Origin of the sequence: Aeromicrobium sp. (genome assembly GCF_014378035.1) — a bacterium.
GTDB lineage: Bacteria > Actinomycetota > Actinomycetes > Propionibacteriales > Nocardioidaceae > Aeromicrobium.
In genome coordinates, this window is record NZ_JACMOM010000276.1 from 1 (window position 1) to 11,465 (window position 11,465).

At 63.9% G+C, this 11,465-nt stretch carries 13 protein-coding genes; 10 read left to right on the top strand and 3 right to left on the bottom strand.

Translation table 11 applies throughout. The annotated features are described in order from the left end of the window. A partial coding sequence (locus H7290_RS14185) for a TraM recognition domain-containing protein (protein ID WP_290514666.1) occupies positions 1 to 1,577 on the top strand: 1,577 nt, incomplete at its 5' end. 229 nt (positions 1,578 to 1,806) lie between these two features. Further along, positions 1,807 to 2,133 carry an AAA family ATPase gene (locus tag H7290_RS21390; protein WP_366927639.1) on the top strand — a complete coding sequence of 109 codons (327 nt, stop codon included), beginning with the start codon at positions 1,807 to 1,809 and terminating at the stop codon, positions 2,131 to 2,133. Here the strand turns inward: H7290_RS21390 and H7290_RS14190 are convergent. Both H7290_RS14190 and H7290_RS14195 read right to left on the bottom strand, forming a co-directional pair. Continuing rightward, positions 2,111 to 2,356, bottom strand: coding sequence for an IS3 family transposase (locus H7290_RS14190; protein WP_290514667.1), 246 nt, complete (start codon positions 2,354 to 2,356; stop codon positions 2,111 to 2,113). The two genes, H7290_RS21390 and H7290_RS14190, sit on opposite strands and share 23 nt — an antisense overlap. 109 nt (positions 2,357 to 2,465) lie before the next feature. After that, on the bottom strand, positions 2,466 to 3,143 hold the full coding sequence (locus H7290_RS14195; RefSeq protein ID WP_290514668.1) for a YdeI family protein: 678 nt from the start codon (positions 3,141 to 3,143) through the stop codon (positions 2,466 to 2,468). Positions 3,144 to 3,889: 746 nt separating this feature from the next. Between H7290_RS14195 and H7290_RS14200 the strand changes: the two genes are divergently transcribed. Both H7290_RS14200 and H7290_RS14205 read left to right on the top strand, forming a co-directional pair. Beyond that, the gene (locus H7290_RS14200; protein ID WP_290514669.1) at positions 3,890 to 4,444 is read left to right on the top strand and encodes a GNAT family protein; all 555 of its coding nucleotides are present in this window, start codon (positions 3,890 to 3,892) and stop codon (positions 4,442 to 4,444) included. Positions 4,445 to 4,848: 404 nt separating this feature from the next. Further along, positions 4,849 to 5,238 carry a hypothetical protein gene (locus H7290_RS14205; protein ID WP_290514670.1) on the top strand — a complete coding sequence of 130 codons (390 nt, stop codon included), beginning with the start codon at positions 4,849 to 4,851 and terminating at the stop codon, positions 5,236 to 5,238. A gap of 157 nt (positions 5,239 to 5,395) precedes the next feature. Here H7290_RS14205 and H7290_RS14210 read toward each other — a convergent pair whose 3' ends face one another. Continuing rightward, positions 5,396 to 5,551, bottom strand: coding sequence for a hypothetical protein (locus tag H7290_RS14210; protein ID WP_290514671.1), 156 nt, complete (start codon positions 5,549 to 5,551; stop codon positions 5,396 to 5,398). 389 nt (positions 5,552 to 5,940) lie between these two features. Between H7290_RS14210 and H7290_RS14215 the strand changes: the two genes are divergently transcribed. From H7290_RS14215 to H7290_RS14240, 6 genes are all read left to right on the top strand, one after another. Next, positions 5,941 to 6,882 (top strand): hypothetical protein, encoded by a 942-nt coding sequence (locus H7290_RS14215; RefSeq protein WP_290514672.1) that lies wholly within the window; start codon positions 5,941 to 5,943, stop codon positions 6,880 to 6,882. A gap of 10 nt (positions 6,883 to 6,892) precedes the next feature. After that, positions 6,893 to 7,687: a hypothetical protein gene (locus H7290_RS14220; RefSeq protein ID WP_290514673.1), complete on the top strand. Its 795-nt coding sequence runs from the start codon at positions 6,893 to 6,895 to the stop codon at positions 7,685 to 7,687. Further along, entirely contained in the window at positions 7,674 to 7,964 is a 291-nt protein-coding gene (locus tag H7290_RS14225; RefSeq protein ID WP_290514674.1) for a hypothetical protein, read from the top strand. Before H7290_RS14220 ends, H7290_RS14225 begins: the two co-directional genes overlap by 14 nt. Next, positions 7,964 to 8,779, top strand: coding sequence for a hypothetical protein (locus H7290_RS14230; RefSeq protein WP_290514675.1), 816 nt, complete (start codon positions 7,964 to 7,966; stop codon positions 8,777 to 8,779). The genes H7290_RS14225 and H7290_RS14230 overlap by 1 nt, the downstream gene beginning before the upstream one ends. Beyond that, positions 8,776 to 10,236, top strand: coding sequence for a hypothetical protein (locus H7290_RS14235; protein WP_290514676.1), 1,461 nt, complete (start codon positions 8,776 to 8,778; stop codon positions 10,234 to 10,236). Before H7290_RS14230 ends, H7290_RS14235 begins: the two co-directional genes overlap by 4 nt. A gap of 83 nt (positions 10,237 to 10,319) precedes the next feature. Next, the coding region (locus H7290_RS14240) for an SCO6880 family protein (RefSeq protein ID WP_290514677.1) at positions 10,320 to 11,465 on the top strand (1,146 nt) is incomplete at its 3' end.

Here is an 11,465-nt window from a genome sequence, read left to right on the forward strand (position 1 = left end):
CGGCCGGTGCGATGGAATCCTCGGGCACCCCCGCCGTCCTCTACTGGTTCGTCTTTGTTGTACTCGCTGGCCTCGTCGGTGTGGCCGCATATGCCGCGTGGCGGCTCATCGCCAACACCAAGCAGACGGCTACCCGCGAACCGCGACGGATCGCGGGTGTCGCGACGGCTCGTGATGTGCAAGCCGTAGCGTCCGAAAAGGCGCTGCTTGCACGAGGTCACACTCTGCGACCGTCACTGACTCAACCCGCTGCTCGCGACATTGGGTACCTGCTCGGCAAATCACACAGGCGAGGCGTCTGGGCATCTGTCGAGGACTCGATCCTGCTGCTCGGCCCGCCCCGGTCGGGCAAAGGTCTACACATGGTCATCAACTCGATCCTCGATGCGCCCGGGGCCGTGATCACGACTGCAACCCGACCCGACAACATCGCCGCAACGCTGACAGAACGTCAGCGCTGTGGTCCGGTCGCCGTGTTCGATCCCCAACATCTCGCCGAGGGAATCCCGGCAGGTCTGCGGTGGTCGCCAGTCCGTGGCTGCGAGGACCCACTGACCGCGATGATACGAGCAACCGGGCTCGCATCGGCCACAGGCTTGTCCGCGGGCGGGGTCGAGTCCGGAGGGTTCTGGGAAGGCAAAACCCGTACTGCGCTCCAGTCGCTGCTCCACGCCGCAGCCCTCGACCGCCGCAACCCGAGCGAACTGTTTGCCTGGACGCTCTCGCCGTCAGCCGCATCAGATGCCGTCGCCATCTTGTCGACCCACGCCGACGCCGCACAGGGATGGGCAGACGCGCTGGAGGCCATGATCCACTCCGATCCCCGCACCCGGGACTCGATCTGGATGGGCGTCTCACTGGCACTGTCCTGCCTGGCCCACCCCCGCGTGCTCGACGCCGTCACCCCACGGGCCGGCGAAGATTTCGACCCAGTCGAGTTTCTCACCAACAACGGCACCCTCTACCTTCTCGCGACCGGCGCCGGGGCCGGCGCGTCATGGCCACTGGTCGCCGCCTTCATCGAGGATCTGGTAGAGACTGCTCGACATCTGGCCGCAGCGTCGCCCGGCGCCCGACTCGACCCACCCCTGCTGCTGGCTCTCGATGAAATCGGGAACCTCTCACCACTCCCATCGATGCCCGCCCTCATGGCCGAAGGCGGCGGCACCGGGATCACCACCATGCCTGTACTCCAGTCACTGTTCCAGGCCCGCGACAAATGGGGTGACCACGCTGCTGGCGCCATCTGGGATGCCTCGATCGTGAAGATGATCCTCGGCGGAGCCTCCTCAGCCCGCGATCTCCAGGACCTGTCAGCTCTGATCGGCGAACGCGACGAAAGAACAGACACCACCTCAGTTGGCGACCACGGCTCGCGATCCCTTCAACGCTCAACGCGCCGAGTCCCCGTCATGCCGCCTGAGACGATCCGCACCCTGCCGTTCGGGACCGCGCTCGTGCTTCTACGCAGCTCGCCTCCGATAGTCACTGACATGCTCCCCTGGACCAGGCGGCACGATGCGCAGCGCATTCGAGACGAGCGGACGGGAATCGAGGAGGCCCTGCGTCGCGGATAGTCGGGGCGTCGGAACCCGGCAGTACACGCCCTTTCCACCCACTAAGACGCAGGTGCATGCCTCAGCCCATTCGGTCTGATGGAGTCGGCTCTTCGGAGCACGCCATGATCTGCAACTAGCAGGATCCGTTGATTAACTCGATCTCGATTTGTCGTCGGCGTGCCGGTTTCGTCTACTCCGCTGGGGAGAACTTGCCACGTCAACCGTCGAAGGAACTAGGTTCGTACTTATGCTTACCCGGCTCGAAGTTGACGGCTTCAAGAACCTCCTAGGTTTCAGTGTGGATCTAGGACCGTATACATGTATTGCAGGAGTTAACGCGTCCGGGAAATCGAACGTATTCGACGCAATTCAGTTCCTGTCCCTCCTGGCGGATCACACGTTCATGGACGCTGCGCTTTTGGTTCGTTCAACGGCTGGCCGCCTATCAGATCCGCGGACCCTTTTCTGGGATGATGGCTCGGGCCGTCCGACCCGCTCACTTCGGATTGAATCGCCCCGGGTTTCGTGGAGGCTCTGGTGTGTCCACTCGATTACTTGGTTCCGGCCTCGATGAGGACGGGTGTTTCACAGTAGTGCTCGAGGCTCTGGGACTTCCAGTGCGCAGCCTCGAGCTCGGTGGGTGGGACGTGTCCGATCTCGCCGTGAAGTCGCCGGTGGTTGAACCAGTCGATGTACTCGGCGACGGCGACGGCGACGGCGATCTCGACGTCGCGGACGGACTTCCATCCGCCTGTGGGGCGCATGACGGGGTTGCGGATGCACTCGGCCTTGAGCAACAGCTCAGGCGCGGCGCTGACTGCGTCACGGGCCGCCGTGTCGACGTCGAGCTGGAAGGTAGTTGCTGCCTTTTGGCCTGCGGATTCGGTCTTACCACCGTGTGCGACGTCATCGCGCTCCTGCTGCGGCAGCCGCAGCCCGCGCCACCCAGCTCGGTATGTCTCCGTAACGCTGGTTCGGCACGAGCTCGCCTTCGGCGCAACACTCGATCAACTGGGTCATCCGGCGGACACGGGTGACGTCCTGCTTGGCTGAGGTCACCCAGACGGCGCAGACTTTGCGGTAGGTCGCGGTCGACGCCTCCCAGAAAGCGGTGGCCGCCGGCGATGCAGCGAGTTGCTCGGCGTACGAATCTGGCAGTTCGGCCCAAGGCCGCTCGTGGCTGTAGGGCGCTTCCTCGAGGGTGCGTTGCTCCCAGATCACCAACCCGCTTGGCTGCATCCGGCCTTCGGCCCGCAGCTTCTCGACCAGATTGAGGTTGACCCGGCTCCAGTGGGAGGTCTTCTTGCGAGGGGTCCAGCGCTGCCGCCTGGACTCGTCGTCGATGCGCTGCGCGACTGAGTCGATCCATCCCCAGCACAGCGCCTCGACAACCGCCTGCTCCCAGGTCAGGCCGCGATCAATGCCCCCCTTCTTCTTCAAGCCCATCCACAGCACGGTCTCGGTGTCGTGGTGCAGAGCCAGCCAAGCACCAAACTCCGCGGGGCCGTCGAAGAACCGTGCGGGTCGCTCCAGCGAGCCGCCCATCCGACCCAGAGTCTCGGACCCCACCTGATCACGTGTCATGTACCGAGTGTGCTGCCAAGCGCCGACACTGCCACCGGTGACGTCCCAGGAAACGGAGCCAAACGACACCAGCACAACGTGCGTCCGACTGCACCAAAACCTGTTCGAGCCCCCACGCCGCCGTCGACCCCGACCGCCCGGCAACTCGCGTCATTCCACCGCGAGTCGGACGTTACTTGGATTGGGAACTGCTCGCGCCAACTCGGGCAGTCCGTCGGCCCAATCGGTACTCCATGCCGTCGACTTCGACGATGAAATATCGGCGTCGTTGACGGCGGATAAATGCGGACCTGTACTCGATCCGCCCCTCTCCATTGGCGAATGCGTGGAGGATCTTGGCGCACGTACGCAACGACGACTCCAATTTGGCTTCATCGTCGTCTTCCTCGAGCTCGACGTACCCGACGTCCAACTCATATATCCACGCCGAGATCCGCGTCGAACCAACCCCGAGTTCAACATCGGTCGGACGACCGTCCGCGCAGGTTATCCGGGCTCGATGAAGCGGATACTTTCCCGCGTCCGTCGAGTGTTGGACCTCGGTATCGGTTCCGAACTCGTCAGCGACGACTCGGTGAAGCATGCCTTCGATGTCAACGGCCACTCCCGTAGCCTTCCACGGTCAAGGCCGCCTGTGTTCACCAACAGCTGCTAACTGGCTGGGTCAAACCACCGCCTGTCGGCTCCCAGAGCTACCGGACCTGCCGATCTCGGTGATGTTCTGAGCGCCGTGACACGATGGGGCCGTGTCGGATGAGCCACTGCCGTACCCGGATCCTCCGTTGAGCGACGGGCGTATCGGCCTGAGAAGGTTTGATGAAGGCGATGTCGAATGCATCCGACTCGCCAGTTCCGACCCTGACATTCCCAAAGCCACGACCGTCCCAGCCACCTTCACGCCCGCCGAGGGGCTGGCCTTCATCCATCGGCAGTGGAGTCGCGCAGAGAACGGCGAAGGAGTGTCTCAAGTCATCGTCGAAGTCGACAGCGACCGTGCCATCGGCCTGATCTGGGTGGCCCTGCGACCACAACGGCACGTCGGCGGATTGGGCTACTGGGTTGTTCCGCCCGAGCGGGGACAGGGAGTAGCGACGGCCGCTGCCCGCCTGGCTATACCTTGGGCGCTGGTCGCGTTGGACCTGCGGCGCCTAGAGGCGTGGGTGGAACCAGAGAACCTCGCCTCTCAACGAGTCCTCCGTAGCGCCGGGCTTCAGCGGGAGGGACGTCTGCGGAACTTCCTCACCATCGAGGACAGGTCCTCGGACGCGTTGGTGTTTGCGGTCATCGCACCAGAACGCTGACCCCGACGCGCACTCACATGCCTCGATCCGTGCGGTCCGAAATGCACGTCTTACCACCGCGACTGTCGCCGTGCCTTTGCTCGGTCTGGGGGGGGTAGCAAAGCGAATGCTTGCAAAGGCCGCAGACGGTCTTTGAACCATGGATGGCGGCGGCAGGTTGACGAGCGAGGTCCGCAATACTGCCGCCGTGGGAGCTACCTCGGACGAAGGCAGCTCGCTGCCTATCGATGGCGAGGTGTGACCACATCTGTTTGCCACGGCCCAGCCATGCACCGATTCACCGCCGGCCGACTCAGTGAACACGCCGTTCGGTCCGGGAGTGTCCATTGCAGCGCTCCCAAGTGGTGGGAAGATGCGGTGTGACCTTCCAAGACCCGGCTGCGCTGGCCGAAAGTGTGTGCGCGATGTTCGGCGAATTGGACGCGTTCGACCCCGTCGTGGAGAAGCTCGCAAGGGGTGTGAGGCACATAAACATCCATCCTCGAACTGTCGCCGCCACCAACGAAGTCCTGCCAAGAACGGAAGCACGAATCGAGATCGATGGGTCCGGTTGGTTCATCCTTCGACTGGACGGAGTCATGAGCCTGGACGAGATTTACGAGCACGACGACGATGGCGTTCTACAAATATTGTCGGACTTCTGCGCCATCGCGGTGAACTACCTCGAAGGTGCCGGGACAATCAATGACCGCGTCGCTCGTCGGGGCGCCCAGTATGTGTCGATCGCCCTCAACGCCGGCGATGACCAGTACCTTCTGGAGGGCCGGTTACCCAAACCCGAGGTGGCACCCTAATCGTCGCTTCCGAGGTGAGACGTGCTCATCTGTCAACGAGCGGGGCTATGACGACTGCCCCATTCCACCGCGAGCCGGCTTGAACATGATTGCGTGCTGTCAAAGTTCTAGCCCGGAGGCGGTCTCACTGCCCGAGCAGCAAGGCCGATGTTCTAACTCAACCTTTGTCGATGCACTGTTTGCAGCGCGGGAAGCTGCCAGTACCGCTCAGCTTGTTGTACGACGGGATTTGCTGGCCTGTCGGGCAATTGTCGTGATCGTGATAAACGTCTGGATCAGAGTTGTTACTGGAGTGGTAGCTGGAAACCTTCATGGGGTGCTCCTCATCTAGTGGGCGCCGTCGAGCGGCAGTGTCGGCAACACTAGAGATAGGGACAGACATTCTTGATTGAGGGCGCTACGCGATATGGGTGCGTCGACCCACCGCCTTTGACGCGTGCCCTGGGTTCGACCCTCTACGGCGAGTGGAGGCGCTCCCGAGGCTGCTAGATCCGTAGCCGTAGGTTTGGCCCCAAATTCTGAGCCCCCCGACCTCATTGACCAATCGCTAATTGTGTTCACGAACGACGGATGGGACGTCACCCAGTGCTCACGGGTCCCCGCACGCGCGACGGGAATGAATGTCGTCTTTCTGGCTTCAGTGATAAGTGTGCAAACTATCGCGGGAACATGCGCTGACCTGCGAGAACGAGAAGTTACCTGATGTTCCTGACGAGTGTTCGGGTCCAGTGGGTAACACATCGGGATACACGCAAGCGAGACCTTTCTGCCATGTCAACGGCACGCAGGAAGGGAACCGAGATGAGTGTTGCAACGATGCTTGGCGTCTATGACGTCGAAGGGCTCTCAATGGTGGAAGCCCGCCGAAACTGGAACTCGTGGGCAGAGACCGAACCTTCACTGTCATCGGTGGAGGATCTCCTCAGGCTACGAGCCTGGACCCGCACGGCCGGCACCCGAGCTAGGGACGACGCGTTGAGAGCGTTGGCGAAGATCGGATCGGCCACAGGTGGGGACGACACGACTGCCGTCACCGCGCTTACGTGGGTGCTGGTTCCGGGCGCGGCGACAATCGCGCACCGCATGTCCGACCTGACTCCCGACATCGACGAGCTGGTCGCTACCCAGCTCTGGATCGCTTGCAGGACTTTCGCGTGGCAAAACGGTAGGCCGGTCGCGGTGTCAATTCTGCGGGACACGCTGCGCGGTGTTCAAGCTGAGGTCCGGGTGGGCGATGGGGCATGGAGGAGGGACCACACGTGGGCGAAGACGAAGTGCGTTGAGCCGGCGAGGGTCGCCCGGCTCCCCCAACCTCTTCAACCTGGTGGTGACTCAATCTCGGTTCTTCTCGAGTTCCTGAGCGTCGCGAATGAGGCGGCTGTCATCAGCTCGATTGATCAGCGCATGCTGATCGACCTGGCGGTCGCCTCGGAAGATGTTCCAGGTTCGGGTCGTCGAGGGCGGGGTGGGCTCATGACACCAGTCGCGTCGGAAGCGGTGGCCGCCAAATGGGGTATGTCCGCGCGGACTGTCCGGCGGCGTACGTCTGCGTCGATTGACCGCCTAGCGGCATTCGCTACAGCCGTCGCCAACGCCCCCGGTGACACTGTCGACCATGCTCAGCCGTTCCTGATGAGCGCGTGAGGTGGTCGAGATGACCATCGCCGTGGCAGTCGACGAGCTCCAGCGCGCCTGGGCGGCCGTGGAGGCGGGGCAGTTTCGCGGCACAGGACCTCGTGTCCGCAAACCGATCAACGATTGGTCACCGTCCGGACGGACCGTTGCCGTCATTGGCGCGACGGGACGGGTCGGTGCCACCACCGTCGCCGTTGCCATCGCCGAGGTCGCGTCTGCACCAGCCCGCGTCGTTGAATGCGGACCCAGACACTCCAGCGGACTCATCGCCACCACGACGGCCGAAATGGGTGCCACGCCAACGGGCTGGCACCGAGGGGTACGCGGCGATGTCCTGATTGAACGACTCGAACGCGATGTCGACGAACCGGCGACTGTCCCAGCACCGGATGCGACGGATCGGGACCTGACGATCATCGATGTCAGCTGGGACCTTGGCCGCGTCAGGCGAGCTGATTCGTGGCTGAACACCTTGGTCGATGCGGTGCCCCTCGTCATCGTGTCGATCGCCACGGTTTCCGGCATGCGCTTCCTCGATCAGGCTCTGCGTCTGACAGACCGACCCGACGACACGTGGTGTGTCATCGCCGGTCCAACGATCAAGCGGTGGCCCAAGTCGTTACGAGCGGCGTGCACACAGCGCATCGATGGCGCCGTGACTGGCGGCCGTCTTTCCCACGCGCCGCTGTTGTCCAGCCTGGCAGTGATCGGTCTGACTCCCGCGCCGCTTCCGGCGTCGTTGCTGTCCGCATGCGCACCCGTCCTTGACCAGGTCGTCGGTCTCACAGAAGGAAACGAACATGATCATCTCTGAAGGCATCACAACGTTGGCGGCGGTCTGCCCGAAGGCACCGCCCGGCGCGCAGACGTACGTCAACGACATCACCGGATACATCCAGTGGGGCGTCCTAGCGATCTTCGCTGCCGCCGTCCTCGTCGCGATCGGCGCGATTGCCGCCGGACGCATGTTTGGCATGGCTCATGCTTCGAAGGTCGGCATCATCTCTGCCGTCGTCGTGTTCTTCGCCGCGATCGGATACATGATCGTGCCCGCGATGATCGACAGCGTCACCGGCAGCGGCTGCGTCTGATGGACGTCGACGCGAACGCTACAGAGTGGAGCAGGCGCAGGCTCATCCTGATGTTCGGTGGTGTCATCGTGTTCGTCGCGCTGGTGATCTCCGGCCTTTCCTACGCCGTCGTGACCGCGTTCGATCCAACAGGCGACTCGTCACCAACAGCAACGGCGACCCGTGACGTAGCTGTCGGACCCGACGGCACGCGGGGCACGGAGTACCGCGACGGCGTCGCCGCGGCGCCGATGCTTCAGGCCAACGAGACCGACATGGAACCGGCCGCTCCAGCGCTTGATCCATCTCCTTCAATGCTGATCGATTCGCCCAGGTCATCGGGACTGGCAGCAGTGCCGTCCGGATTCAGGCGCTCACCCGAGGGCGCGGCGGGGCAGCTCGCCGCTATCGAGATCGCGGCATTGGCTCCCATGTCGATCCGATACGCACGTGACGTCTACGACCATTGGGCAGCACAGCCGTCCGGGTTTGAGCGGTGGGAGATCGCCCAATCCATCCAGATGTTCCACCAGGCGGCCGGCACAGTCGATGGTGACGGCTCGGTCAGTGTCACAGCCACACCTGTCGGGGTCCAGATCAAGGGGACGGACGGACCGGACTGGGTGCTGGCTTGTGTACAGCTCGATGTCACCACGACCGTTGAGCAGCAGACCAGGTTCGGTTTCGGACATTGCGAGCGCATGCAATGGAGTCAGGACCGTTGGACGATCGGGCCCGGCAAACCTCCGGCACAAGCGCCGTCGACGTGGCCGGGATCGGACCGCAGCGTCGAGGCGGGCTGGCTACTGTGGACCGAGACGGACGACCACGAATGAACGTTGTCGCACTCAACCCCATCGACCTGCTCGGAAAATTCAACCCGTTCGGGATCGCCGGCGACATCGCAGGCAAGGCCGTCGCCGACGGATGGACCGGAATCATGATGGCCCTCTGGTCATCGGGGCTATGGGTCCTGCGCTTTGCACTCGACGTCATGGACCAATGGATGACACCAGACATCTCAGCGTCCGGACCCGCGGCCGAGGTCTACCGCACCACCTTCTGGGCCGCGGGTGCTCTCGTGCTCATCATGGCGTTCGTCCAGCTCGCCGTCGCCGCGTTTCGCCGCGACGGTAAGAGCCTCGCCCGCGTCATCATCGGAGCCTTGCAGTTCGGAGGTGTCTGGTCTGTCGCCATCACCTATGGGGTCGCAGTCATCGCGGCCTGCTCGGGCCTCAGCCATGCCCTCATGACCAGCCTGCTCAACATCAACGAATGGTCACAGTGGCAGCCCATGTCGGACGTCGACGTCGGCAAGAACAGCATCGAGATCGGCTTGGCAACGGTGCTCGGAATCTTGGCACTGTTCTTGTGGATCGCGGCAATCGGCCACTTCGTCGTCATGCTCACCCGAGCCGCAGCACTACTGATCCTGGCCGCGGCGACACCCATCGCCGCCGCAGGACTGGTGTCCGACACCGGGCGCACCTGGTTCTGGAAATCGATGCGCTGGTTCCATGCCGCGGCACTGACTCCAGTGCTCACCGTCCTGATGATGGGCATGGGCGTCAAGCTCACCACCGGAGTCGCCCAAGGCGGCACCAAGACCGCAGAGGCCGCCGTCGGAACCGCCTTCCCGGGAGTCATGCTCATCATGGTCTCCGTCGTGGCACCGGTGGCTCTGTTCAAGCTGCTGGCGTTCGTCGATCCCGGCACAAGCTCCGGAGCCTCGATGCGAACAGGAATGGCCTCAGCAGGTGGCCTCCAAGGACTCATGTCCGGCGGAAGCCAGAGCTCGACGTCTTCTACGGCGTCGCAGAGCAGCAGTACCGGCGAGTCAGCAGGCGAAGGTCAAAGCAGCGCGGCAACCTCCTCACGCTTCGGCACAGCACTGGCTGGCGCCACTGGGGGAGCAGGTTCGTTGTTCGCCGCCGGTCTTGGCGCCGTCACCCAGATCGGTGCCACGGCGGCGTCTGTGGGCATCGATCAGATGAATCAGACGGGCGTAGGCGACTCCTCGTACTACCCGGACTACCAACGCGGAAGCCAACGGTTCAACCCTGATCAACGAGACAGCGGCAGTGGCGACAACGCCGACGACCGCCAAGACCAAAACTCTCCGGAAGGGCAGACCCCGCAGATTCCTGCCCCGTCGATGCCGAACATGCCCCCACACGGCGGTACGCCATCGGCCGGAGCCGCGAAGACGGGCGCCGGCGGTGGTGGAGGTGCGAGCGGCGGCGGGTCTGGCGGTATGGCCGCCGCAGCCGCCGAGGTCCCACCGATCGTCTGACAAATCCTGCGCGGGTCGTCGCCACAGGCGACGTAGGCGCGGGCCATAAGAGAAGAACTGCCGAAACTTCAGGGAGGCCGAACGTGTCGATCTACCGTGACTACTCACGCGCGAAAGTGGGATGGTTCTTCGGACTGTCTGGGTGGCAACTCGCCGCTGTGTCCCTGTCGATGATGCCGATCTTCTGGTCGATCCAACGACAGTCCTGGACCTCGGCGCTGGTGTTTCTGGTGCTGTGGGCGATGTTCAGCACCATCGTAATCGTCCCGGTCCGTGGCCGTTCGGCAACAGGCTGGCTGCTGGCGATGCTGCGGTACTGCGCCGGAGGCACCGCAGGCTGGACCGCGTTCCGCGCCCGAGCGACCCGCGGGCGAGTCGATGACCTGACCAAGGCTGACCTGCCGGGTGTGCTCAACGCAATCGAGATCCACGACAGTCCACCGACCGGGCCCGACCAGGTGCGTATCGCCATCATCCAGAATCACGCGACCAAGACATGGGCTGCCACAGCCACCGTCACCCATCCCGGGATCGGCATGTCAGACATCGAGCAACGTCATCTGCGCGGTGTGGGACTCAGCGACCTGCTCGACCTGTGCTCGAGGACCGAGCTGATCGACGAGCTGTTGATCGTCGTGCGCACCGTTCCCGACGACGGGGCCGAGCGGGGCCAGTGGATGACACGACACCGGCGTCCGGGCGGTACTGGCCTCGCGCGTCAGATCAACGACGACCTGCACTCCGCGCTGGCCAAGGCGTCGGTCCGCACCGAAGCGTTCGTGACGCTCGTCGTGCCCGAAGCCCGACTCGCCAAGCACGCCAAGGAGTCCGGCGGGGGACTGGAGGGCCGCGCCCGCGTCCTCTACCTGCTGATGGGTGAGGTCGAGGCCCAGTTACGCGGCGCAGTCGGAATGACTGGAGTCTCGTGGCTCACGTCGCCCGAGCTGGCCGCTGCCTGCCGCACCGGCTTCGCCCCTGGTGACCGGGCGGGGATCATCGATGCGCTCGCAGCCAAAGAGAACGACGACACTGTGAACGCCGACGTTCCGTGGGCGATGGCCGGTCCGTCGGGCGCGGACCAGCTGGTGCGCCACTACAGCCACGATGCGTGGAACCCGGTTTCGGCCACCATCAAGCTGCCCGTCAAGGGTGCCCTGATGGGCGCCCTCGCCCCTGTCCTGACGCCGACCGAGTCCGGCGAACGACGCAGCTATGTCGTGTCCTTCCCG

Excerpts from the sequence above, each read along its gene's own strand:
- H7290_RS14195 (WP_290514668.1), bottom strand. The coding sequence starts at position 3,143 with ATGACACGTGATCAGGTGGGGTCCGAGACTCTGGGTCGGATGGGCGGC.
- H7290_RS14215 (WP_290514672.1), top strand. The coding sequence starts at position 5,941 with ATGTTCCTGACGAGTGTTCGGGTCCAGTGGGTAACACATCGGGATACA.
- H7290_RS14225 (WP_290514674.1), top strand. The coding sequence starts at position 7,674 with ATGATCATCTCTGAAGGCATCACAACGTTGGCGGCGGTCTGCCCGAAG.
- H7290_RS14220 (WP_290514673.1), top strand. The coding sequence starts at position 6,893 with ATGACCATCGCCGTGGCAGTCGACGAGCTCCAGCGCGCCTGGGCGGCC.
- H7290_RS14210 (WP_290514671.1), bottom strand. The coding sequence starts at position 5,551 with ATGAAGGTTTCCAGCTACCACTCCAGTAACAACTCTGATCCAGACGTT.
- H7290_RS14205 (WP_290514670.1), top strand. The coding sequence starts at position 4,849 with ATGTTCGGCGAATTGGACGCGTTCGACCCCGTCGTGGAGAAGCTCGCA.
- H7290_RS14230 (WP_290514675.1), top strand. The coding sequence starts at position 7,964 with ATGGACGTCGACGCGAACGCTACAGAGTGGAGCAGGCGCAGGCTCATC.
- H7290_RS14235 (WP_290514676.1), top strand. The coding sequence starts at position 8,776 with ATGAACGTTGTCGCACTCAACCCCATCGACCTGCTCGGAAAATTCAAC.
- H7290_RS21390 (WP_366927639.1), top strand. The coding sequence starts at position 1,807 with ATGCTTACCCGGCTCGAAGTTGACGGCTTCAAGAACCTCCTAGGTTTC.